Genomic DNA, 21720 nt, shown 5'->3' with positions numbered 1-21720 from the left:
TCGATAGCAACAAACCTACGCCAATCAAGCGCCCGCGCCTGATTCGATGCCTTTTTTCACTGGAGACCCCATGAGCAGCCCTGCCCTGCAGACCACCGTGCTGGCCGTCCACCGCGACGGCGAACATCGGTTTTCCAAGGAGCCGGTGCCGTCGATCGTGCTGGAAGCGGGCCTGGGCGTGGTGGGCGATGCGCACTACGGCCGCACCGTGCAGCACCGCTCGCGCGCCAAGGTCGACCCGGAGCAGCCCAACCTGCGGCAGGTGCACCTCATCAGCGCCTCGCTGCTGGACCACCTGCTGGAGCGCGGCTTCGTCGTGGCGGCGGGCGAGCTGGGCGAGAACGTCACGCTGCAGAGCGCGCCCGGCCTGCAGTGGGAAGACCTGATCGCCCTGCCCGTCGGCACGCAGCTGCGTTTCGCCCGGGGCCCGGTGCTGGAGCTGACCGGCCTGCGCAACCCCTGCAGCCAGATCGATCGCTTCCAGCGCGGCCTGATGGCTGCCACGCTGGACAGGGACGCCGCCGGCAACCTGGTGCGCAAGACCGGCGTGATGGCCGTGGTGCTGGAGGGTGGCGCCATCGAAGGCGGCGACACCGTGGAGCTGCGGCTGCCCGCAGCGCCGCACCGCGCCATGGAGTGCGTGTAAGCGCGCGTCCGGAATGCCTGCCCGCCCGCTCGCCGACGCCACGCTGCACCTGATCGCCGCCGTGGGCGAGGCGCTGGCGCAGCGCGGCGGCGATGTCGAGGAGCGCCGGCTGTTCGGCTGCTGGGCCTTCTTCGTGGACGGCAAGCTCTGCATCGGCGTGAAGGGCGACGAGCTGCTGGTGCGCCTGCCGCCCGAGCGGCACGGCGAGTTCCAGGAAATGCAGAACACCCGGGAGCTGTCGCCCGGCGGCGGCATGCAGGGCTACTTCTGGGTGGAGCCCAATGGGTACGCCAGGCGCGACCAGTGGACGTTCTGGATCGACGAAGCCCTGGCCTACAACCCGCGCGCCAAGGCATCGCCGCGCCGCAAGCGCAGCGCGCCTGCAGCGCCCGCCCCGTCCGCTGCCCAGGCGAGACGCCACGGCATCTTCGAGGCGGACGACCGATGCGCAACGCGAGCCCAGGTATCCGCCAATCCAACGGATGCAGCCGGCAATGCGGCCGCCATCCACGGTTGGCCTCCTCACCGCCATTTGGGCCTCCAGCGCTTTCTCCATAAGGGCATGCAGCTATCAAATGGAGAGTGAACTGGCTGTACCTCGATTCCCATAGACCACCAACTGACCAACCCACCAACGGAGACAACACCATGAAAATCGCATTCATCGGCCTGGGCAACATGGGTGGCCCCATGGCGCTGAACCTGCACAAGGCGGGCCACGATGTCGGCGCGTTCGACCTGTCCAAGCCCGCCTGCGACAAGCTGTCCGCCGACGGCGTGCGCATCAGCGCCGACGCCGGCCAGTGCGTAGCGGGGGTGGACGTGGTCGTCAGCATGTTGCCCGCCAGCCAGCACGTCGAGGCGCTGTACCTGGGCCAGGCCGGGCAGCCGGGCCTGCTGCCGCAGCTGCCGGCCGGCACGCTGGTGATCGACTGCTCCACCATCGCAGCCGCCACGTCGCGCAAGGTGGCCGACGCGGCGCGGGCCCAAGGCGTGGGCTTCATCGACGCGCCGGTCTCGGGCGGCACGGGCGGCGCCATCGCCGGCACGCTGACCTTCATGGTCGGCGGCGACGCGGCCGACCTGGAGCGCGCCCGCCCGCTGCTGGAGAAGATGGGCGCCAACATCTTCCACGCAGGCAGCGTGGGCGCGGGCCAGACGGCCAAGATCTGCAACAACATGCTGCTGGGCATTCTGATGGCCGGCACCAGCGAGGCCATCGCCCTCGGCGTAGCCAACGGCCTGGACGCCAAGGTGCTCAGCGAGATCATGCGCCGCAGCTCCGGCGGCAACTGGGCGCTGGAGAAGTACAACCCCTGGCCCGGCGTGATGGAGGCCGCGCCCGCCAGCCGCCAGTACGCGGGCGGCTTCGGCACCGACCTGATGCTCAAGGACCTGGGCCTGGCACAAGAGAACGCCATGGCGGTGAAAGCCGCGACCCCGCTCGGCGGCCTGGCCCGCAACCTGTACGCATCGCACAGCCTGGCGGGCCACGGCGCGCTCGACTTTTCGAGCATCGTCTTCTCGCTGAAGAAAAAGGCGGGCTGAAAGGCCCTCGGCCGGGCGCGGGCCGCTGCACCCGTGCCGGGCGCCTCGCCGGCGGGGCGAGCGGCCGCCAGCCGGGCCAACGGCTGTGCCGCAACCTGCAAAAACGGCCGCAGTCACGCATGCCGCATCGCCCCGGCGGCCCTAACATCGGCCGCTATGCCCTCGCCCAACCCGCCCCTGGCAGCCACGGCGGCTCCGCCCCTCGCTGAGCCACCACTCGCCGCGCCGCAGTCGCTTTCCGCCCTTTTCTGGGCCTTCACCTGGCTGGCGCTGCAGGGCTTTGGCGGCGTGCTGGCCGTGGTGCAGCGCGAACTGGTGGAAAAGCGCCGCTGGATGACCAACGAGGCGTTCGTCGAGGACTGGGCGGTGGCGCAGATCCTGCCCGGCCCCAACGTGGTCAACCTGGCCATCATGATCGGCGACCGGCATTTCGGCCTGCGGGGCGCGCTGGTGGCGGTGGCCGGCATGTTGCTGATGCCGCTGGTACTGGTGCTGGCGCTGGCCCTGGCGTATGCCAGCTTCTCCACCCTGCCGGCGGTGGCCGGCGCCTTGCGCGGCATGGGCGCGGTGGCGGCCGGACTGGTGGCCGGCGTGGGCTGCAAGCTGGCGGCCCCGCTGGCGCGGCACCCGCTGGGCCGCTGGGTCTGCGGCGCGCTGGCGCTCGCCACCTTCGTCGCCATGGTGGTGCTGCGCCTGCCGCTCGCCTGGATCCTGCTGATCGTGGGCGGGGCGGCCTGCGTGCTGAGCTGGCGCAGCCTGCCGCCCCCCACCCCTCGGAGCGCGCAGCCATGACGCCTCTCGTGCTCGACCTGCAGCCGGCCGACTGGCTGAACCTGTTCGTCTACTACCTGTCGCTGTCGCTGCTGGCCGTGGGCGGCGCCATCGCCACCGCGCCGGAGATGCATCGCTACCTGGTCGGCCAGCAGGGCTGGCTGACCGACGCGCAGTTCAGCGCGTCCATCGCCCTGGCGCAGTCTGCGCCCGGCCCGAACGTGCTGTTCATCGCCCTGCTGGGCTGGAACATCGGCCTCAACACCGGCGGCGCGGGCACGGCCGGCTGGGCCGCGGGTGCGTTGGGCGTGGCGCTCTGCATGCTGGGCATCATGCTGCCCAGCAGCCTGCTGACCTGGTTCGCCACCCGCTGGGCGCACCGCAACCGCGACCGCCGCTCGGTGCGGGCGTTCAAGCTCGGCATGGCGCCGGTCGTCATCGGCCTGCTGCTGGCCACCGCCTGGGTGCTGGCCAGCGCCCACGGCGACATCGCGCGCGACTGGCGGCTCTGGTGCGTGACGCTCGTCACCACGCTGCTGGTCTGGCACACCCGCGTGCACCTGCTCTGGCTGCTGGGCGCGGGCGCGTTGCTGGGCGCCCTGGGCTGGGTCTGAGGCGGGGTCGCACCATGCCGCAGCGCAGCGTGGGGCCATCGACTTGCGCGCAAGAATGCGGAGGCATCTCCAGGCCCGCTTTCGCCCCGGCAGCCGCTCGCCGCACGCGCAACGGCAACTGCAACCGCAACGGCTGCGGGTCGCCCCGGAAACCCCACTTCTGAAGGAACCGAAGACGATGAACACCCCCACTCTGCGCCCCCTGGGCCGCTCCAGCCTGCAAGTCTCGCCGCTGTGCTTCGGCGGCAACGTGTTCGGCTGGACGGTGGACGAGGCCACCTCGTTTTCGCTGCTGGATGCCTGGCTCGACGCCGGCTTCAACTTCATCGACACGGCGGATGTGTATTCGCGCTGGGTGCCAGGCCATGCCGGCGGCGAGTCGGAAACCGTCATCGGCCGATGGCTGCGCAGCAGCGGCAAGCGCGACCGCGTCGTGCTGGCCACCAAGGTCGGCAAGGACATGGGCGACGGCCGGGTCGGGCTGCGCCCCGACTACATCCGCCAGGCGGTGGAGGCGTCGCTGCAGCGCCTGCAGACCGACGTGATCGACCTCTACCAGTCGCACGACGACGACACCGGCACGCCGCTGGAAGACACCCTGGGCGCCTATGCCGACCTGATCCAGGCCGGCAAGGTGCGCGCCATCGGCGCATCCAACTACAGCGCCGGGCGCCTGAGGGAGGCGCTGGACACCAGCGAACGGCTGGGCCTGCCCCGCTACGAAAGCCTGCAGCCGCTCTACAACCTGATCGACCGCGCGGGCTTCGAGGACACGCTGCGGCCGCTGTGCCTGGAGCGTGGCGTGGGCGTCATCAATTTCTACGCGCTGGCCGCCGGCTTCCTCACCGGCAAGTACCGCAGCCAGGAAGACGCGGGCAAGAGCGCTCGCGGGCCCGGCACCATCGGCAAGTACCTGAACGACCGGGGCCTGCGCATCCTGGCCGAACTGGATGCCGTGGCAGAGCGCTACGAGGCCACGCCCGGCCAGATCGCGCTGGCCTGGCAGATGGCGCAGCCCGTCATCACCGCACCGATCGCGAGCGCCACGTCGCTGGAACAGCTGGGCGACCTGGTCGGGGCGGCCCAGCTCAAGCTGGATGCGGATGCGCTGGAATCCCTGAGCCAGGCGAGCGCAGAGACTTCCAGGCCTGCCGCCCCATGAGACTGGCTCATCGGCCCTCTCGGCGCGAGGGGGTTCGGCCGGGCTGCGCGGCCGTACTCAGCAGGGCGTGTGGTCCATCGGTTCGGAAGTCAATGGCAAGCCTGGTCGTGGCATTCAACTGGACCGCCAAGGCGGCGATTACCTCATCCTGACGTACTTCGGGTACCGGGAGGACGGCTCGTCGATGTTCATGCAGGCGAGCGGAAAACTCACGGATGGCAGATCCTTTTCCGGTGACCTCACCGAATACAAAAACGGCAGAGCCATCGGCGGGGCGGCGCGAAACGGACAGGTGGCCAACGTGCTCGGCACCGTGGCCATCACATTCGACAGTGCGAATTCCGGGACTTTGACGCTGCCTGGCGAAGAACCCCAACGGGTGCACCGCTACCAATTCGAAGACCATCTCGCCAGGTTGAACAACAGGTTCGAATTGCAACTGCAGTCCCGTAGCAGCCCGGCCTACCCGTTGACCGGTCGGATCTACATCCGGGCAGCCGCCGGTCAGTTTTCCATGACGCTGAATTCCAACATCCTATGCAGCTACACCGGGGACTTGCAACCCACAGGCGACAGCTTCCGTTCCAAAGGCACATACGTCTGATCGTACTTCTCCACCCCGGGCATGGTCAGCGCGTATGAACTGGTGGATCTCAAGGTCGATGAAAACGGCATGCTCTCCGGCCGGCTCTACACCACCAGATTGGGAGCGACCGACCCGGCTACCAAAATCGCGGGGCAGATGTATTTGCAAGGTGTGTGTGCCCTGCCGAGGAGCGACAACTGGTATGTGCCGAGCACCTCGATATGCGGCCCGGCAGAGCTTGGCATTGCTCCGCTGACTCCCGCCGACTTTCTTCCGTAAAAACCCTGGCACGGCGCCGTGCGGCGTGTCCGCTCTCGGGGCACTCGGGCCGTGCACTCTGCGGCCTGGACCACACGACCGATGCGGAGGAGCCGCTGCAGACGGAGTGCAGCGGGCCAGCGCAACGAAAAGCTGCGCCCGGCGTTGGCACCGCCAGTCCGACAGCCCGACAGTCCGCCCGTGGGCGCAGCCCCTCAACCGCGCTGGCGCAGCGCCTCGTAGAGGCAGACGCCGCTCGCCACCGACACGTTCAGGCTTTCCACCGCGCCCTTCATGGGGATGGACACCAGTTCATCGCAGTTCTTGCGCGTGAGCTGGCGCATGCCGTCGCCCTCGGCACCCAGCACCAGCGCCACGGGGCCTTTCAAGTCCACCTGGTAGATGGTCCTGGGCGCGTCGTCGCTGGTGCCGATGCACCAGATGTTGCGCTCCTTGAGTTCGCCCAGCGTGCGCGACAGGTTGGTCACCATGAAATACGGCATGGTCTCTGCCGCGCCGCTCGCCACCTTGGCCACGGTGGCGTTGATGCCCACGGCATGGTCCTTGGGGGCGATGACCGCATGCGCGCCGGCGCCGTCGGCCACGCGCAGGCAGGCGCCCAGGTTGTGCGGATCGGTAACACCGTCGAGCACCAGCAGCAGCGGCTGCTCGATGCCGGCGGCTTCCAGGTCTTCCAGCAGCTCGTCGAGCGAGGTGGCCTGCTTGAGCGTTTCCACCCGCGCGGCCACGCCCTGGTGGCCGTGGCTGCCGGCCAGCTTGGCGATGCGGTCGCTGTCGGCCTCGATCAGGCGGGCGCCGGCCTCGCGGGCACGGTCGAGGAACTGGCGCATGCGGGCGTCGCGCCGCGTGGCCTCGTAGTAGATCTCGATGATGGATTGGGGCGCGGTCTTCAGGCGCACGCCGACGGCGTGAAAGCCGAAGAGAACTTTGGGGCTGGACATGCCTGGATTATCCGCGTGGCAGCGCAGCCCCGGAAACGCTATCCAATTGATAGCATGAGGCGCTGGTACTGTGGGCGCAAGCGCCCCGAAAGGCTCTGGCTAGCCCTCGACCAGGCGCCCAGCGTCGATGGTGATGCGGCGTTCGCACTGCTGGGCGATGCCGCGGTCGTGCGTCACCAGCACCAGGGTGGTGCCCAATTCGCGGTTCAGCTCGAACATCAGGCGCATGATGGTTTCGCCGGTGGCGAAGTCGAGGCTGCCGGTGGGTTCGTCGGCCAGCAGGACGGCCGGCTGCACCACGAAGGCACGGGCCAGCGCCACCCGCTGCTGCTCGCCGCCGGACAGCACGCGCGGATAGTGCGACAGCCGCTGGCCCAGGCCGACGCGGGCGAGCATCTCCGCCGCCATCTGGCGCGCATCGCGCCGCTCGGCCAGCTCCAAGGGCAGCATCACGTTTTCCAGCGCGGTGAGGTTGCCCATCAGCTGGAAGCTCTGGAACACGAAGCCCACCTTGCGGGCGCGCAACGCGGCACGCGCGTCCTCGTCGATGGCGAAGAGGTCCTGGCCGTCGAGCCGCACGGTGCCCCGGGTGGGGGTGTCCAGGCCCGCGATGATCGACAGCAGGGTGCTCTTGCCCGAGCCCGACGCGCCGACGATGGCGGCCGTTTCCCTCGCTGCCAGCCGGAAATCGATATCCCGCAGAATGTCGAGCGTGCCCGTGGAATCCGTCACGGACTTGACCACATGCTCGACCGCGATGATGGGCGTGCCAGGCACGGACGAAGCGGCGGCGGGCAGAGAAGTGGATTCGGACATGAAAGGTTTTCGGCAGTGATTCGAACGATTCTGAGAACAGGGCGACGCGACTTTATCGCGGCCGGAGCACTGGCCGCCGCGGTGGGGCTTTGCACCCCGCCGGCCTGGGCGCAGGCAGCCGCCACAGCAGGCGCTGCGGGCGCGCCGGTGATCCTCGTGGTGGGCGATTCGCTCAGCGCCGAATACGGCCTCGCGCGCGGCACGGGCTGGGTGGCGCTGCTGGAAAAGAAGCTGGCCGAGGAAAAGATTCCCGCGCGGGTGGTGAACGCCAGCGTGAGTGGCGACACCACTTCGGGTGGCCGCTCGCGGCTGCCGGCGCTGCTGTCCCAGCACCGGCCCACGCATGTGGTGATCGAGCTGGGCGGCAACGATGCGTTGCGCGGGCTGCCGCTGAAGGGCACCGAGGACAACCTGGCCTTCATGGCGCAGGCGGCCCGCAAGGCCGGCGCCAAGGTGCTGCTGGTGGGCATGCAGGTGCCGCCCAACTATGGCGGCGACTACGGGCGCCGCTTCGGCGCGGTGTTTCCGTCCGTGGCCACGGATCAAAAGGCGGCGCTGGTGCCCTTTCTGCTGGCCGGCGTGGCCGATGCGAAGGACCCGACGGCGCTGTTCCAGGCCGACCGCATCCATCCCAAGGCCGAAGCCCAGCCGCGCATGCTGGCGAATGTGTGGCCGGAATTGAAAAAGCTGCTGCGGTGACCCGCAGCAGCTTTCTCAAAAGTGCCCGCCAGGCGCGGCGGGCAAGCGTTCACTGACCGGCAGGCGTGCCGGCGTCGTCGCTGGCGGGCGCATTCTGATCGGCAGCGCCGTCAGCCTGCGGTTCGTCCGACTTGCGTTGCGACTTGGCCTGCAGCTTTTCCTCTTTCTTCTTTTTCTTGGCGAGTTCGCGCTGGCGTTTTTCGTATCCGTAATTAGGTGTTGCCAAGATGGCTCCTCGTTCGATAAGTGACAGACCAATGTACCAGTTTGGAACGCCTTGCCTTCAAAGCGCGCCGAACGCCCCCTGCAACGCCTGCGCCAGATCGGCACGCAGGTCTTCGACGGCCTCCAGGCCGATCGAGAACCGGACCACGGTGCCGGGCCGCAGGTGCGGCGTGGAGCGTGCGCGCATGCTGGCCAGCTCGTAGGGCACCACCAGGCTCATCGGCCCGCCCCAGCTGTAGCCCAGCTTGAAGAGGCGCAGCCGGTCGCAGAACGCATCCACCGCGTCCTGCCCGAATCTTGCATCGATCACCACGCTGAAGAGACCCGCCGCGAGGCCCTCGCCCCCCCGGTGGCCGCCACACAGCGCCTGCCATTGCGCATGGCCGGGCGAGCCGGGCAGCGCCGGATGCAGCACCTGTGCGACGGCAGGCTGGCCCTGCAGCCAGCGGGCCAGTTCGCGGGCGGAGCGGTCGTGCGCCTCGTAGCGCAGGGCCGTGCTGGGCAGCGAGCGCAGCAGCGCCTCGACGTCGTTGGCCCCCACGCCCAGTCCCAGCCGCATGTGGGCCAGCTTGATGCGCAGGTGCAGCGCCTGGTCGCGTGTGGTGATGCTGCCCATGAGCACATCGCCGCCGCCACTGGGGTACTTGGTGAGGGCGTGGATGGAGATGTCCACGCCCAAGCGCGCCTGGGCGTCTCCGTCGGCCGGTGCCAGGTCGAACGGCGCGAAGGCCAGGCCCGCGCCCCAGGTGTTGTCCAGCGCGGCGATGACGCCGCGTGCCCGGCAGATGCGCACCTGCTCGGCGAGGTCGGGAAACTCCATGGTCACCGAGCCGGGCGCCTCCAGCCAGACCAGCCGGGTCGCGGGCGTGATGCGTGCCGCCAGGTCGGACGGGTCCATCGGGTCATACACCACATGGCGGATGCCGTAGTGCTGCAGCTCGGCTTCGGCCAGCGCCTTGCTGGGGCCGTAGGCGTTGTCGGGAATGAGCACCTCGTCGCCCGTCTTCAGCAGCGCCAACGACACATTGGCGATGGCCGCCAGGCCGCTGGGCACCAGCAGGCACTGCTCGCCCCCTTCCAATGTCGCCAGGCGTTCCTCCAGCTGGTAGGTGGTGGGGGTGCCATGCAGGCCGTAGGTGTAGCTGGTCTTATCCTTCCACTCGCGCGCCCGCATGGCGGCGACGTTGGGGAAGATGACGGTGGAGGCTTTGTAGACCGGCGGCTGCGGCGCAGCGAAGCCTGCGGGCGGCTGGTAGGCGTGGTGTACCAGCTGCGTGGTCAGCGCTGCCGTGTCGTGGCCAGCGGCGCTGGGGGTGACTAAAGAAGCGTCAGGCGATGCGTCAACGGAGGCGTCAAGGGAGGCGTCAGCGGAGGAATTCATCTGGCGATGTTAGCGCCGCGTCTGCCGGAAACTTCCCGGAAGGCCCACGGCGAAGTGGCCGGTGGTGACTCGCACCGCCGGCCATCCATCGATGATTCAGAGGGTGCGCAGCGATCAACCGGCGGTCACCGTCAGCTGGTTGACCACGCTGTTGACGCCCTGGACGTTGCGTGCAATGTTCTCTGCCCGCTCCTTGGCCACCGTGTTCTTGACCGGGCCGTTGAGGGTCACGATGCCGTTGCGGGTGTCCACGTCGATCTTCACGGCGCTCAGCTCCTCGTCCTTGGCGAGGCCGGCGGACACCTTGGCAGTGATGCCTGCATCGTCCATGACGGCAGCGGCATTGGCGGCAGCGGAGCGGGCCGCGGCGCTGGCCTCGCTGGCGGCCACCTCCATCTTCTTCTGGGCTTCGCCCGCAGCGGCTTCCGTCTTGGCCACGGCGGAGTCGAGCTTCTGGCCGGCCGTCTGGTCGGCGCCATTGCGGTCGCAGGCCGCCAGGCCCAGCGTCAGCGCGACGGCGGACGCGATACCCAGCATGCGCAGGCCGGAGGTGGTCGAAGAAGTAGAGGAAGAGGAGGAAACAGTCGGAGCGGGGATCATGAGGGTCTCCTTGGGTTCGCTGGGGAAGAAGATGGGCTGACTGTAAAGACGGCGAGAACGGGCGCTGGTCGGAGCAGGCCGAACCCGCCGTAGGACAAGCGGGGCAGCCGGTTGTCAGCTCGGCTTGTCGGGCTGGTTTGTCATCTTGGCTCGTCAGCTTGGTTCGTCAGCGCAATTCGTCGTGCCAAGTGCAAGGCAGGCCCGGGAGACACGCGCGCCAGCGCCGCAGGGCGCGACAATCGCGGCATGAGCTTTTCTCGCACAGCGGCGCTGCAACGCTGGTTTCCGTTCCTCGCCTGGCCCAGGCCCGACCGCGACCTGCTGCGGGCGGACTTCTGGGCCGGCATGACGGTCGGTCTGATGCTGGTGCCCCAGGGCGTGGCGTATGCGGCCCTCGCCGGCATGCCGCTGGTGACGGGCATCTATGCCTCGCTGCTGCCTGCGCTGGTGGCGGTGCTGTGGAGTTCGTCCACCCGCCTGGGCGTGGGGCCGACGGCGCTGACCAGCCTGCTGATCGGCGCATCGCTCAGCGGCATGGCCGAGCCTGGCAGCGCGCACTGGGTGGCGCTGGCCGCCTGGATGGCCATTCTGTCGGGCGTGGTGCAGGTCGTGCTGGGCGCCGCGCGCTTCGGCTGGCTGCTGAACCTGGTCACGTCGCCGGTGTTGAACGGCTTCACCCAGGCCGCGGCGCTGCTGATCCTCGCATCCCAGTTGCCGGCGCTGCTGGGCCTGCGCACCACCTGGCATGCGCTGGCCGTCAATCCGTCGATCCACCATTTCGATCCCGTGGCGCTGGCTTTCGGACTGGGCAGCCTCGCGCTGCTGGTCGTAGCGCGCCGCTGGCGGTCGAGCTTTCCCGCAGCGATCGTTGTTGTGGGGCTGGCCGCCTTCGCCAGCTGGGCCATGGGCTACGCGGACCGCCAGGGTGCGGTAGTGGGCCACCTGCCGGCCGGCCTGCCTTCGCCCTATTGGCCCGGCTGGCTGTCATGGGACGAACTCGGCGGGCTGCTGCTGCCGGTGCTGGTGGTCACGCTGGTGAGCTTTTTGGAGACCGCCTCCAGCGCCAAGGTGGAGCACGGCCGGGGCGGCACGCGGTGGAACGAGAACCAGGACCTGATCGCCCACGGCATGGCCAAGGTCAGCTCGGGCCTGTGCGGGAGCTTTGCCACCAGCGCGTCCTTCTCGCGCTCGGCCATCAACCTGTATGCCGGCGCGCGCAGCGGCTGGGCGACGCTCTTCGCCCTGCTGCTGGTGCTGGCCGTGCTGCTGTGGCTCACGCCCGCGCTCTATCACGTGCCGCAGTCGGTACTGGCGGCCGTGGTGGTCACCGCGGTGACGGGGCTGATCAAGCCCGCCGGCATGTGGCGGCTGGCGCGCGTCTCGCGGGTGGAGGCGGCCATCGGCGGCATCACCTTCGCGCTGACGCTGGCCACGGCCCCGCGCATGTACTGGGGCGTGCTGGCCGGCATGTTCATGAGCCTGGCGCATTTCCTCTACCAGCGGCTGCATCCGCGCATCATCGAAGTGGGCATGCACCCGGACGGCAGCCTGCGCGACCGCCACCTCTGGCAGCTGCCGCCCCTGGCGCCCCGGCTGCTGGCGCTGCGCATGGACGCGGAACTCGACTTCGCGTCGGCTGCAGCGCTGGAGCGCTGCGTGGCGGACCACCTGGCGCAGCACCCGGACGTGCAGCACGTCTGTCTGTTCGCCCTGCCCATCAATCGGGTCGATGTCACCGGCGTGGAAACCTTCGGCCGGCTCAAGCTGTTGGTGCAGGGCCGTGGCGGCGTGCTGCATGTGAGCGGCCTGAAGCTGCCCGCAGACCAGGTGCTGCGGCGCGCCGGCCTGCTGGAGCCCGCGCCGCACCTGGCCATGTACCGCACCGATGCCGAGGCGCTGAACGCGCTGGCCCGACTCCGGGATACCACGGGGGTTTGAACCCGAAGCAGGCCGAAATACGGGCAGCGCTGATACACTCCCAAGACTCCTGCTTGTTGCATTTTGTGACTGAAACTGCGCCGCCCCACTCCGTTCTCTTGCGTGATCTGCGCCTCTCCACCGCTCATGCGCTCGTGGCGCAGTCGTTGGGGTCGGAGGCCGCCTTGCAGACGGACACGCCCCAGCACTACCTGCAGGCGTTGATCGACGGCCTGTGCGAGCTGTCCCTCAAGGATCCGCTGACCGGACTGGCCAACCGCCGCCATTTCCGGACCGTGCTGGAACGCGAGATCGACCGGGTGGCCCGTTCCGGCGAGGCCGCGCTGCTGTTGATGCTGGACATCGACAATTTCAAGCGGGTCAACGACACCTACGGCCACCTGGCCGGCGACATCGTGCTGCAGTCCGTCGCCCGCACGCTCGATGCGTCGGTCCGGCCCATGGACACCCTCGCGCGCTATGGCGGCGAGGAGTTCGCCGTGGTGCTGCCGGCCTGCCAGGCCGGTTTCGGCCTGGTCGTGGCCGAGCGCATCCGACGCGCGGTCGAGGCGACGCCCATCCGCATCTCGCCGACGGTGGAACTGCGTGTCACGATCAGCATCGGCGGCGCCTTTGCACTGCAATGGATCCGCAGCACCACGCTGCTCTGGACGGAGCGCGCTGACAACCAGCTCTACCAGGCCAAGATGGCCGGACGCAACCGCGTCAGCATTGAAGAACAGCCCGACAGTACCGTGACCGCCGAAGAAAAGAGCCTGTTGTTCGGGCCGCTATACACTCCCTCCGGTTGGGGCGACCTGCCTCCACCGCTGGATTCCTCCCATGGCAGCGCCTATTGAAAGCCCCGAGATGACCGACGCGCTGTCCTCCAGAAGCACCCCGGCGACGGGCGCTGCACCCGCACACGCCAAGACGCCGCCAGGCGCCCGCATCATCGCCATCACCAGCGGCAAGGGCGGCGTGGGCAAGACCTTCGTTTCCGCCAACCTGGCGGCCGCCCTCACCCGCCGGGGCCAGCGCGTGCTGGTCCTCGACGCCGACCTGGGCCTGGCCAACCTGGATGTGGTGCTCAACCTGCACCCCAAGATCACGCTGCACGACGTCTTCACCGGCAAGGCGCAGCTGAACGAGGCCGTCATCGACGCGCCCGGGGGCTTCTCCGTCGTGCTGGCCGGCTCCGGCATGGTCGAATACTCGCGGCTCACGCCCGAGGTGCGCAACCAGTTCATGAGCGTGATCCAGCAACTGGCGCCGCGCTACGACGTCATCCTGCTGGACACCGGCGCCGGCATTTCCGACGTGGTGCTGTTCTCGATCTCGCTCGCCTCCGAAGTGCTGATCGTCGCCACGCCCGAGCCCACGTCGCTCACCGACGCCTATGCCGCCATCAAGGTCATGGCCACCCAGCAGAAGCGCCAGCACGTGCGCATGGTGGTCAACCAGGCAGCCCGCCCTGGCGACGGCCGCGCCATCACCAGCCAGTTGCAGCAGGTGCTGGACCGGTTCGTGACCACCGAATCCGGCCGCCCCATGCGGCTGCTGCACATGGGCGACATTCCAGCCGACACGTCGGTGCGCGACGCCGTCATGCGCCGGCAGCTGCTGCTGATGCAGATGCCCGGTTGCCCGGCCGCGCTGGCCATTGCGCAGCTGGCCAACAAGATCGAATCCACGCTGCTGGTGCCCGCCACCTGAGCTGGCTTTCCTGGCCGGCCTCGGCGTCTCGCTGCGGCGGGCGCCGGATCGCATGAGAGCCGCCAGGTGCCAGGTGCCAGGTGCCGGGTGTCAGGTGGCACGCAGCACTGGCCCCGTGCCGTCTTGGTTTTCCGTTTTCCGTTTTTCGCTTTCCGCCCCACCCGCTCCACCCGCCCCATCCGCGCTTGCCGTGAACGACGTCCTCAACATTTCCAGCTATCTCTTCGTGCCCTTGCCCGACGCCGAGGCGCTGCGTGACACCCTGCACGCACGTGCCGTGGAACTGGACTTGAAAGGCACGATCCTGCTAGCCGAGGAAGGCATCAACCTGTTTCTGGCCGGCCCGGCCGATGCGGTGCGCAGCTTCGTCGCCGCGCTGCGGCAGGACGAGCGCTTCGCGGCGCTGGAGCCGAAGGAGAGCTGGTCCGATGCGCAACCCTTCCGCAAGATGCTGGTGAAGGTCAAGCGCGAGATCATCCGCATGGACCACCCCGCCATCCGCCCCGCGGGCGGGCGGGCGCCGGCAGTGGACCCGGCGACGCTGCGCCGCTGGCTCAGCGCCGGCCACGACGACGAGGGCCGGCCGGTGGTGACGCTGGACACGCGCAACGCGTTCGAGGTGGACCACGGCACGTTCGAGAACGCCATCGACTGGCGCATCGAAAAGTTCACCGAATTTCCCCCCGCGCTGCGGGCCCGCAAGGACGAGCTGGCCGGCAAGACCGTGGTGAGCTTCTGCACCGGCGGCATCCGCTGCGAAAAGGCGGCCATCCTGATGCGCGAGGAAGGGCTGGAGCACGTCTACCAGCTGGAAGGCGGCATCCTCAAATACTTCGAGCTGACCGATGGCGCGCACTACCAGGGCGGCTGCTTCGTGTTCGACGAGCGCCGGGTGCTGGCCCCCGACCTGTCTGCACACCCCGAGCGGGATGCTATTGAAAAGTGAGCGCCATGCGCCCGAACCATGGGCGCCGGGGGCTTTTTTGACCTGGAAACCGTGTCTTGCGCGCAGGGCGCTTCACGGCTTGAAGCGGCGCTCGGGCAGCGGTATCCAGTCCGTCTCGCCCGGCACCAGGCCCATCGCCTGCTGCTCCCAGTCGTGCGCGGCCTGCACGATGCGCTCCTTGCGGCTGGAGACGAAGTTCCACCAGAGGTGGCGCGGCCCATCCAGAGGTTCGCCGCCGATCACCATGCAGCGCACCGGCGCGTCGGCGGCGCGCAACGCCGTGCTCTGGCCGGGCTCCAGCGTGGCCAGCGTCTGCCGGCCCAGCCGCTCGGCGCCCAGCAGCACGTCGCCGTCCACCGGATAGATCGCCATCTGGGGCGCGAGCGGCGGCAGCTCCAGTGCAGCGGCCGGCTGCAGCTGGATGTCCAGATAGAGGGCTGGCGCCAGCGTGGCGACGGGCGAGCGCAGGCCGAAGGCCTCGCCCACCAGCACCCGCACCACCGCGCCGTCGCCCTGCCACTGCGGAATGTCCGCCGCCGCCGTGTGCACGAAGGAGGGCTCGGACTCCTCCTGCCCCACCGGCAGCGCCGCCCACAGCTGGATCCCGTGGTTGACATAGCGGCGCGCAGCCAGCCCCTCGGGCCGCCGCTCGGAATGCACGATGCCCCGACCGGCGGACATCCAGTTGATGGCGCCCGGCTCGATGATCTGGTCCGAACCCAGGCTGTCGCGGTGCTCGATGGCGCCTTCGAAGAGATAGGTCACCGTCGCCAGGCCGATGTGCGGATGGGGGCGCACGTCGTACTGGTCCGCCGGCTCCACCGTCACCGGCCCGAAATGATCGAAGAAGACGAACGGGCCGACCGAGCGCAGCTGCAGCGCGGGCAGCAGCCGGCGCACGGTGAACCCGCCGCCCAGGTCCTTCTGGTGCCCGGTCAGGCGCAGGCGATTGTCGGCAGCGGAGGGTGAGGACGCCATGGCGCTCGGCCTTCAGCGGCCGATGCGCGCGGCGATGGCCGCGACGCGCTGGCCGAACAGGCGGGCGGTGTCCAAGTCGCCCTGGGGGATCTCCGCGGCGCTCGCGTCCGATGGCGACTGCACCAGCAGGCCCACCGAGCCGCCCAGGTTGTTGGGGTCGTTGCGGGTGGCCGCCTTGTGGTTGGAGGGCAGCTGCCCCAGGCTGATCCACAGCCCGCCGTGCTGGCAGGCCAGGGTCTGCAGATAGGCCAGCGTCAGCACCTTGTCGCCGTTCAGGCTGGCGCTGTTGGTGAAGCCGGCGAAGAGCTTGTCCTGCCAGCCGCGGCTGAACCACACCTTCGACGAGGCATCGGCGAACTTCTTGAACTGCCAGCTCGGGCCGGCCATGTAGGTGGGCGTGCCCAGGATGATCGCGTCCGCGGCGGCCAGTTCGTCCCAGCCGCCTTCGGGCAGTTCGCCCTCCGCATCGATGGCCAGCAAGCTGGCGCCTGCGCCTTCGGCCACATGCTGGGCTACGCGCTGGGTGTGGCCGTAGCCGGAGTGGAAGACGACGACGATCTGGGCCATGGAACAAATTCCTTCGTTGAAATGCGGAGAAGAATGGAGCGCAGCATGCCACCGCTTCGTGGCACACGCCGGGTGGGGTTGCGTGCCGGCCGCCAGGAATGCAGCCACGCGAGCGCCACGCTGCCCGAAGAAGCGCAGCGTAGCCCAGGCGCCAGCGGCAAGCCAGGCAATGCGGTTGAACGGATCATTCAAAGCCATTGAATTAGCATTGCGCGGTGTCTTCCATGCAAAAAGCCCGCGACTCGCTCACGCCCGACCACCTGTCCATGCTGCAGGTGATCGCCGAGCTGGGCAGCTTCGCCGCCGCCGCCCGCCACCTGGGGCTGGTGCCCAGCGCCCTCACCTACCGCGTCCGCCAGATCGAGGAGGCGCTCGACGTGCTGCTGTTCGACCGCAGCGCGCGCCAGGCCCGGCCCACCGAGGCGGGGGCCGAGCTGCTGCGCGAGGGCGCGCGGCTGTTGAGCGACGTGGCCGCCGTGGCGCACCGCGTGCGGCGCGTGGGCATCGGCTGGGAGCCGCAGCTCACCATTTCGGTGGATGGCGTCATCTCGCCGACCACCATGATGGAGCTGGTGGAGGCGTTCTACGCGCAGTCGCCGCCCACGCGCCTGAAGCTGCACGACGGCATTCTGTCGGGCACGCTGGAGGCGCTGACCTCCGGGCGTGCCGACCTGGCGCTGGGCGTGGCGGTGAACCCGGGCACCGTTGCCGGGCTGCAGCAGGAACTGCTCGGCGACATGCTGTTCCAGTTCGTCGTGGCGCCGCACCACCCGCTGGCCAAGGCCGAGGAACCGATCAGCGACGCGGTGATGCGCGCCCACCGGCTGGTGGCGGTGGCCGATTCCGCCGAGAAGGGCAGCGTGACGATGGGCATCCTGGGCGGCCAGGACGTGCTGACCGTGGACTCCATGCAGGCCAAGATCCATGCGCAGCTGCGCGGCTTGGGCGGAGGCTTCCTCCCCGAATCCATGGCCCGCCCGTATCTCGAGGACGGGCGCCTGGTGGTGCGCGCCGTGGCCCGGCCTGCGCGCACGGTGCAGCTGCACTACGCCTGGGGCGGTCCGGGGCATTCCGCGCCGGGCCGCGCCCTGCAGTGGTGGCTGGAGCAGCTGCGCAAGCCCGCCACGCGCCGGGCGCTCATGGAAAACCATCAGCATCCGTAACCAGCCCGTCCGGGCGCTTCAGCGCGTGTAGAGTGGCATGCGAGCCTTTGTCGTCATTCATTGAAAGGGTTTGCCATGCGTACTGCCGTTCCCCGATCCCAGCGCCGCCTGCGAGACGGCGACCCCTCCCAGACCTCCGCTCCCGCCCCTGCAGACTCCGCACTGGCCGCACCGGCGCGCCGACGCTTCGCCGTGATCGGTGCGGGCATGGCCGGCGTGGCCTGCGCGCGCACGCTGGCCCAGGCCGGCCACGACGTGGTGGTGTTCGAGAAATCCTCCCGCCCCGGGGGGCGCACCACCGCGCTCGATTCCCCCTTCGGCAGCTTCGACTCCGGCGCGCAGTACTTCACCGTGCGCGACGCCCGCTTTCGCCAGGCACTGGAGACGGTGCCGGGCCTGTGCCGCCCCTGGAGCGCCAACACCGTGCGCGTGCTCGACGAGGCCGGCCGCGTCGCCGCTGCCTCGCCGCCGCCGGGTGAAGCCCACTGGGTGGCATCGCCGGCCATGGAATCCCTGGTGCACGCCTGGGCGCGGCCCCTGCTGCAGGACGGCCGGCTGCTGACCGGCACGCAAGTGATGCGCATCGAGGCCGACCCGCTCAAGCCGGGTGGCTGGCAGCTGCGCACCGAATCGCTCGACGGCTCGGTGCATGTGCATGCCGGTTTCGATGCGGTGCTGCTGAGCCAGCCGGCGGTGCCGGCCCGCGCCCTGTTGCAGCACTCGGCCATCGACCTGCCGATGACTGAGGCGCTGGCGCCGGTGGCCATCGCCCCCTGCTGGACGCTGATGCTTGCCTTCGCCCAGGCGGTGCGTCCGGGCCTGACCACGCTCGGGCCGCAGTGGAACGCGGCGCGCAGCACGCACCACCGCATCGCCTGGCTGGCACGCGAATCTTCCAAGCCCGGGCGCTCGCAGATCGAACGCTGGACCGTGCAGGCCAGCCCGCAATGGTCCGCCGAGCACCTGGAAGATGACGCCGGCCGGGTGCTGGCCAAGCTGCTCAAGGGCTTTGCCGAGATCACCGGCATCCGCGCCGAACCCACCTTCGCCGAGGTGCGCCGTTGGCGCTATGCCCAGACGACCCAGCCGCTGGGCCAGACCCACCTGTGGGACGCCCAGGCCGGCATCGGCGCCTGCGGGGACTGGTGCATCGGCCATCGTCTGGAAGACGCCTTCGTCTCCGGCCTGGAACTGGCGCTGCAGGCCATCGCCCGCTGAGCAGCCGTTCGTTGCGACCCGTCGCCTTGCTGCATCCTCTGCCCTCAGCGCCATCGCCCCATCCCACGCGGCCCTACGTCGGGCGGTTCGCTCCGTCGCCCACCGGGCCGCTGCATGCGGGTTCGCTGGTGGCGGCCTTGGCCAGCTGGCTGGACGCCCGCGCCGTGCCCGGCGGGCGCTGGCTGGTGCGCATCGAGGACGTGGACACGCCGCGCTGCGTCCCGGGCGCGGCGGAAACCATCCTGGCGCAGCTGACGGCCTGCGGCCTGGTCCCTGACGAAACCCCGGTGTGGCAGTCGGCGCGCGGTGCGCTCTACCAGGCTGCGCTCGACCGGCTGCTGGCGCAGCAGCTCGCCTACCCCTGCGCCTGCACGCGCCGCGATATCGAAGCGGCGCTGGAAGCGGCCGGCCATGCCCGGCACCGCCACAGCGAGCTGCCCTACCCCGGCACCTGCCGCCATGGACTGGACGGGCGCACGGCACGCTCCTGGCGCTTCGCGGCCGGCAAGTTTCAGCAAAATTGCCCGCAGGCGCTGGCGGAATCTGGCGATGCAGCTACGTTTTTGATAGCAAAAGACGGTGTGCGCTGGCACGACCGCCGGCTGGGAGCGCAATTGCAGGACGTGGCCCGCCACGTGGGCGACTTCGTGCTGCGCCGCGCGGATGGACTCTGGGCCTACCAGCTGGCCGTGGTGGTGGACGATGCCGACCAGGGCGTCACCCACATCGTGCGCGGCGAAGACCTGGCCGACAACACCCCGCGCCAGCTGCTGCTGCAGGCGGCGCTGGGCCTCCCGGCACCGGCGTATCTGCATGCGCCGCTGGTGCGGGCCGCCGACGGCGAGAAGCTGTCCAAGCAGCACGGCGCGCCGCCGATCGACACCACCCGGCCGTTGCAGGCGCTGGATGCGGCCGCCCGGGCGCTCGGCCTGCCCGGCTCGCCGCTGGCCCAGGCGGGCAGCCCGCCGTCATCATGTGTTGCGGATGCGCTCGCGGGCTGGGTCGAGGCGTGGCGGCGAATCTACAATCGTCCACTGTGACCGAAACCCCTCATCTCCCTTCCGACGCCGCCCTGCCCGGCACCTTGCCCGAGCCACCAGCGCAGGCATCGCCCCCAGCGGCAGCCCCCGGCGACGCGGCGGCCGCCGCAGGCCAGGCCCCCGCCGGCGTGGCCTATCCCAAGACCATCAAGAGCTTCGTGCGCCGGGCCGGCCGCACCACCACCGGCCAGGCCAAGGCCTTCGAAGACCTGGGCCCCCGCTATCTGCTGGACTACCGGGCCGCGCCGCTGGACGCCGCGACCGCCTTCGGGCGCGAAGCCCCGCTGATCCTGGAGATCGGCTTCGGCATGGGCGAGGCCACGGCCCACATCGCGCGCGTGCGGCCGCAAGACAACTTCCTGTGCTGCGAGGTGCATGAGCCCGGTGTCGGCGCGCTGCTCAAGCGCATCGGCGAACACGGCATCGAGAACATCCGCATCCTGCAGCACGACGCCGTCGAGGTCATCGACCACATGCTGGCGCCCGGCTCGCTGGACGGCATCCACATCTTCTTTCCCGATCCCTGGCACAAGAAGAAGCACAACAAGCGCCGGCTGATCCAGCCGCCGCTGGTGGCCAAGCTGGCTGCGCGGCTCAAGCCGGGCGGCTACCTGCACTGCGCGACCGACTGGCAGCCCTATGCCGAGCAGATGCTCGAAGTGCTCTCGGGTGAGCCGCTGCTGTCCAACTCGGCGCAGGGCTTTGCGCCCCAGCCCGACTACCGCCCGCTGACCAAGTTCGAGAACCGCGGCCTGCGGCTGGGGCACGGCGTGTGGGACGTGGTATTCACCCGCACCCGCTGAGCCGCGCTTCGTCTCATCACCTCCTTCACCCGCACATCTCCGCCTCATGAAGCCCATTCTGGAAAACCTGGTCGAGATGACGGGCCATCGCGACCATCTTCGGCTCGAGGTGTCGGTGCTGTCCACGCTGCAGAAGCTGCCCACGGTGAAGGAAGTGCGCGCGCTGGAAGTGTTCCAGGTCGATGGCGCCCTGCACGTGCGGCCCCGCACCTGGGTCGAGCAGGGGCAGCTGGTGTCCACGCAGGCGCACGTGGCGCAGTCAGATGCCCGGCGCCAGCCACTGAAGGACTTTCCGGCCTTGCAGCAGTGCATTGCGAACCGGGCCGCCACCGCGCTGCATTCGCCGCAGAAAGGCGTCTACACGCTCTGGCTGCCGGTGTGGATGCACGAAGACGTTCATACCTGCCTGGAGATCACCCAGTCGCGGCCCTTCTCGGCTCACAAGCTGGATGTGATCAAGAGCGTCTTCCACGTCTACCAGAACTACCAGAGCCTGCTGGACTACAGCGAGCGCGACGCCTTGACGGGCCTGCTGAACCGCAAGACCTTCGACGAACAGTTTTCGCGGCAGGTGTCGATGCCGTCTGCCGGGGCCACCGAGCTGACTTCGCCGGGCGACGCATCGCTGGCGGCCGAGGAGCCCCTGCAGCAATGGCTGGCGGTGGTGGACATCGACCATTTCAAGCAGGTGAACGACCGGTTCGGCCACCTGTACGGCGACGAGGTGCTGATCCTGATCGCGAACATCCTGCGCAGCTCGTTCCGCGGGCAGGACCGCATCTTTCGCTTCGGTGGCGAGGAATTCGTCGTGCTGCTGCGCTCCACCACGCTGTCCACCGCGCACAAGATCTTCAATCGCTTTCGCCTGGCGGTGAAGGAATACCACTTTCCGCAGGTGGGCCAGGTGACGGTGAGCGTGGGCTTCGCCAGCACCTCGCGCGGCGCGCCGGTGGAGATTCTCGGGCAGGCCGACCAGGCGCTCTACCACGCCAAGGAGCATGGGCGGGACCAGGTGCTGTTCTACGACGAGCTGGTGGAACAGGGCCACCTGCACACCAAGGTGGCGCACGACGACGTCGAGCTGTTCTGAGACCCGCGCCCCTG

The 21720-nt window shown here is 69.3% G+C and carries 24 protein-coding genes and 1 pseudogene; 18 read left to right on the top strand and 7 right to left on the bottom strand.

The features are described from left to right. The first annotated feature begins 70 nt into the window (after positions 1–70). The 8 genes and pseudogenes from ASF94_RS08015 to ASF94_RS07980 all read left to right on the top strand — a co-directional run bounded on the left by ASF94_RS08015 (position 71) and on the right by ASF94_RS07980 (position 5606). Positions 71–646 (top strand): MOSC domain-containing protein, encoded by a 576-nt coding sequence (locus ASF94_RS08015; protein WP_200933039.1) that lies wholly within the window; start codon positions 71–73, stop codon positions 644–646. 13 nt (positions 647–659) lie between these two features. Then, positions 660–1088 (top strand): annotated as a pseudogene (locus ASF94_RS08010) (TfoX/Sxy family protein); the annotation flags it as partial. 206 nt (positions 1089–1294) lie between these two features. Further along, positions 1295–2194, top strand: coding sequence for a 3-hydroxyisobutyrate dehydrogenase (gene mmsB / locus ASF94_RS08005; protein ID WP_056664058.1), 900 nt, complete (start codon positions 1295–1297; stop codon positions 2192–2194). 156 nt (positions 2195–2350) lie between these two features. After that, on the top strand, positions 2351–2986 hold the full coding sequence (locus ASF94_RS08000; RefSeq protein WP_082493073.1) for a chromate transporter: 636 nt from the start codon (positions 2351–2353) through the stop codon (positions 2984–2986). Beyond that, positions 2983–3579: a chromate transporter gene (locus tag ASF94_RS07995; RefSeq protein WP_056664055.1), complete on the top strand. Its 597-nt coding sequence runs from the start codon at positions 2983–2985 to the stop codon at positions 3577–3579. The genes ASF94_RS08000 and ASF94_RS07995 overlap by 4 nt, the downstream gene beginning before the upstream one ends. A gap of 178 nt (positions 3580–3757) precedes the next feature. After that, the gene (locus ASF94_RS07990) at positions 3758–4741 is read left to right on the top strand and encodes an aldo/keto reductase (protein ID WP_056664052.1); all 984 of its coding nucleotides are present in this window, start codon (positions 3758–3760) and stop codon (positions 4739–4741) included. A gap of 67 nt (positions 4742–4808) precedes the next feature. Next, on the top strand, positions 4809–5345 hold the full coding sequence (locus ASF94_RS07985; RefSeq protein WP_056664049.1) for a hypothetical protein: 537 nt from the start codon (positions 4809–4811) through the stop codon (positions 5343–5345). A gap of 21 nt (positions 5346–5366) precedes the next feature. Further along, positions 5367–5606 carry a hypothetical protein gene (locus tag ASF94_RS07980; RefSeq protein WP_056664047.1) on the top strand — a complete coding sequence of 80 codons (240 nt, stop codon included), beginning with the start codon at positions 5367–5369 and terminating at the stop codon, positions 5604–5606. Between the two features lie 194 nt (positions 5607–5800). Here ASF94_RS07980 and rlmB read toward each other — a convergent pair whose 3' ends face one another. Both rlmB and ASF94_RS07970 read right to left on the bottom strand, forming a co-directional pair. Then, positions 5801–6547 (bottom strand): 23S rRNA (guanosine(2251)-2'-O)-methyltransferase RlmB, encoded by a 747-nt coding sequence (gene rlmB, locus ASF94_RS07975; RefSeq protein ID WP_056664044.1) that lies wholly within the window; start codon positions 6545–6547, stop codon positions 5801–5803. Between the two features lie 99 nt (positions 6548–6646). After that, entirely contained in the window at positions 6647–7363 is a 717-nt protein-coding gene (locus ASF94_RS07970) for an ABC transporter ATP-binding protein (RefSeq protein WP_056664042.1), read from the bottom strand. A 30-nt stretch (positions 7364–7393) separates the two neighbouring features. Here ASF94_RS07970 and ASF94_RS07965 point away from each other — a divergent pair, with 30 nt between their 5' ends. Then, entirely contained in the window at positions 7394–8062 is a 669-nt protein-coding gene (locus ASF94_RS07965) for an arylesterase (protein WP_369818654.1), read from the top strand. 49 nt (positions 8063–8111) lie between these two features. Here the strand turns inward: ASF94_RS07965 and ASF94_RS21560 are convergent, their stop codons facing one another. The 3 genes from ASF94_RS21560 to ASF94_RS07955 all read right to left on the bottom strand — a co-directional run bounded on the left by ASF94_RS21560 (position 8112) and on the right by ASF94_RS07955 (position 10268). Beyond that, complete coding sequence (locus ASF94_RS21560) at positions 8112–8288, bottom strand: hypothetical protein (RefSeq protein ID WP_200933038.1); 177 nt, start codon at positions 8286–8288, stop codon at positions 8112–8114. A 57-nt stretch (positions 8289–8345) separates the two neighbouring features. Next, positions 8346–9668, bottom strand: a complete 1323-nt coding sequence (locus tag ASF94_RS07960) for a PLP-dependent transferase (RefSeq protein ID WP_082493070.1) — start codon at positions 9666–9668, stop codon at positions 8346–8348. Between the two features lie 114 nt (positions 9669–9782). Next, positions 9783–10268, bottom strand: a complete 486-nt coding sequence (locus tag ASF94_RS07955) for a BON domain-containing protein (RefSeq protein WP_056664035.1) — start codon at positions 10266–10268, stop codon at positions 9783–9785. A gap of 246 nt (positions 10269–10514) precedes the next feature. Here ASF94_RS07955 and ASF94_RS07950 point away from each other — a divergent pair, with 246 nt between their 5' ends. From ASF94_RS07950 to ASF94_RS07935, 4 genes are all read left to right on the top strand, one after another. After that, complete coding sequence (locus tag ASF94_RS07950; RefSeq protein WP_056664032.1) at positions 10515–12206, top strand: SulP family inorganic anion transporter; 1692 nt, start codon at positions 10515–10517, stop codon at positions 12204–12206. Positions 12207–12259: 53 nt separating this feature from the next. Continuing rightward, entirely contained in the window at positions 12260–13045 is a 786-nt protein-coding gene (locus ASF94_RS07945; protein WP_369818653.1) for a GGDEF domain-containing protein, read from the top strand. Positions 13046–13055: 10 nt separating this feature from the next. Further along, positions 13056–13901, top strand: coding sequence for a MinD/ParA family protein (locus tag ASF94_RS07940; protein WP_056664027.1), 846 nt, complete (start codon positions 13056–13058; stop codon positions 13899–13901). Positions 13902–14091: 190 nt separating this feature from the next. Further along, positions 14092–14847, top strand: coding sequence for a sulfurtransferase (locus tag ASF94_RS07935; protein ID WP_056664024.1), 756 nt, complete (start codon positions 14092–14094; stop codon positions 14845–14847). Between the two features lie 72 nt (positions 14848–14919). Here the strand turns inward: ASF94_RS07935 and ASF94_RS07930 are convergent, their stop codons facing one another. Both ASF94_RS07930 and ASF94_RS07925 read right to left on the bottom strand, forming a co-directional pair. Next, positions 14920–15825, bottom strand: a complete 906-nt coding sequence (locus ASF94_RS07930) for a pirin family protein (protein WP_056664021.1) — start codon at positions 15823–15825, stop codon at positions 14920–14922. A 12-nt stretch (positions 15826–15837) separates the two neighbouring features. Continuing rightward, positions 15838–16392 carry a flavodoxin family protein gene (locus ASF94_RS07925; RefSeq protein WP_056664019.1) on the bottom strand — a complete coding sequence of 185 codons (555 nt, stop codon included), beginning with the start codon at positions 16390–16392 and terminating at the stop codon, positions 15838–15840. Positions 16393–16616: 224 nt separating this feature from the next. Here ASF94_RS07925 and ASF94_RS07920 point away from each other — a divergent pair, with 224 nt between their 5' ends. The 5 genes from ASF94_RS07920 to ASF94_RS07900 all read left to right on the top strand — a co-directional run bounded on the left by ASF94_RS07920 (position 16617) and on the right by ASF94_RS07900 (position 21706). After that, the gene (locus tag ASF94_RS07920) at positions 16617–17555 is read left to right on the top strand and encodes a LysR family transcriptional regulator (protein ID WP_056664015.1); all 939 of its coding nucleotides are present in this window, start codon (positions 16617–16619) and stop codon (positions 17553–17555) included. Between the two features lie 75 nt (positions 17556–17630). Next, entirely contained in the window at positions 17631–18773 is a 1143-nt protein-coding gene (locus tag ASF94_RS07915) for an NAD(P)/FAD-dependent oxidoreductase (protein ID WP_082493068.1), read from the top strand. Between the two features lie 26 nt (positions 18774–18799). Further along, a complete protein-coding gene (gluQRS, locus tag ASF94_RS07910; protein WP_235505298.1) occupies positions 18800–19813 on the top strand; it encodes a tRNA glutamyl-Q(34) synthetase GluQRS in 1014 nt (337 codons plus the stop codon). Then, complete coding sequence (gene trmB / locus ASF94_RS07905) at positions 19771–20616, top strand: tRNA (guanosine(46)-N7)-methyltransferase TrmB (RefSeq protein WP_082493120.1); 846 nt, start codon at positions 19771–19773, stop codon at positions 20614–20616. Before gluQRS ends, trmB begins: the two co-directional genes overlap by 43 nt. 46 nt (positions 20617–20662) lie before the next feature. Next, entirely contained in the window at positions 20663–21706 is a 1044-nt protein-coding gene (locus ASF94_RS07900) for a GGDEF domain-containing protein (RefSeq protein ID WP_056664008.1), read from the top strand. Positions 21707–21720 lie beyond the last annotated feature (14 nt).

The organism is Acidovorax sp. Leaf160 (assembly GCF_001424265.1).
Taxonomy (GTDB): domain Bacteria; phylum Pseudomonadota; class Gammaproteobacteria; order Burkholderiales; family Burkholderiaceae_C; genus Paracidovorax.
This window is presented reverse-complemented; position numbering and strand designations above follow the sequence as displayed.

What these genes read in the sequence shown, in the direction of transcription:
- ASF94_RS08015 (WP_200933039.1), top strand. Translation starts at nt 71, where the DNA reads ATGAGCAGCCCTGCCCTGCAGACCACCGTGCTGGCCGTCCACCGCGAC.
- mmsB (WP_056664058.1), top strand. Translation starts at nt 1,295, where the DNA reads ATGAAAATCGCATTCATCGGCCTGGGCAACATGGGTGGCCCCATGGCG.
- ASF94_RS08000 (WP_082493073.1), top strand. Translation starts at nt 2,351, where the DNA reads ATGCCCTCGCCCAACCCGCCCCTGGCAGCCACGGCGGCTCCGCCCCTC.
- ASF94_RS07995 (WP_056664055.1), top strand. Translation starts at nt 2,983, where the DNA reads ATGACGCCTCTCGTGCTCGACCTGCAGCCGGCCGACTGGCTGAACCTG.
- ASF94_RS07990 (WP_056664052.1), top strand. Translation starts at nt 3,758, where the DNA reads ATGAACACCCCCACTCTGCGCCCCCTGGGCCGCTCCAGCCTGCAAGTC.
- ASF94_RS07980 (WP_056664047.1), top strand. Translation starts at nt 5,367, where the DNA reads ATGGTCAGCGCGTATGAACTGGTGGATCTCAAGGTCGATGAAAACGGC.
- rlmB (WP_056664044.1), bottom strand. Translation starts at nt 6,547, where the DNA reads ATGTCCAGCCCCAAAGTTCTCTTCGGCTTTCACGCCGTCGGCGTGCGC.
- ASF94_RS07970 (WP_056664042.1), bottom strand. Translation starts at nt 7,363, where the DNA reads ATGTCCGAATCCACTTCTCTGCCCGCCGCCGCTTCGTCCGTGCCTGGC.
- ASF94_RS07960 (WP_082493070.1), bottom strand. Translation starts at nt 9,668, where the DNA reads ATGAATTCCTCCGCTGACGCCTCCCTTGACGCCTCCGTTGACGCATCG.
- ASF94_RS07955 (WP_056664035.1), bottom strand. Translation starts at nt 10,268, where the DNA reads ATGATCCCCGCTCCGACTGTTTCCTCCTCTTCCTCTACTTCTTCGACC.
- ASF94_RS07950 (WP_056664032.1), top strand. Translation starts at nt 10,515, where the DNA reads ATGAGCTTTTCTCGCACAGCGGCGCTGCAACGCTGGTTTCCGTTCCTC.
- ASF94_RS07940 (WP_056664027.1), top strand. Translation starts at nt 13,056, where the DNA reads ATGACCGACGCGCTGTCCTCCAGAAGCACCCCGGCGACGGGCGCTGCA.
- ASF94_RS07930 (WP_056664021.1), bottom strand. Translation starts at nt 15,825, where the DNA reads ATGGCGTCCTCACCCTCCGCTGCCGACAATCGCCTGCGCCTGACCGGG.
- ASF94_RS07925 (WP_056664019.1), bottom strand. Translation starts at nt 16,392, where the DNA reads ATGGCCCAGATCGTCGTCGTCTTCCACTCCGGCTACGGCCACACCCAG.
- ASF94_RS07920 (WP_056664015.1), top strand. Translation starts at nt 16,617, where the DNA reads ATGCAAAAAGCCCGCGACTCGCTCACGCCCGACCACCTGTCCATGCTG.
- ASF94_RS07915 (WP_082493068.1), top strand. Translation starts at nt 17,631, where the DNA reads ATGCGTACTGCCGTTCCCCGATCCCAGCGCCGCCTGCGAGACGGCGAC.
- ASF94_RS07900 (WP_056664008.1), top strand. Translation starts at nt 20,663, where the DNA reads ATGAAGCCCATTCTGGAAAACCTGGTCGAGATGACGGGCCATCGCGAC.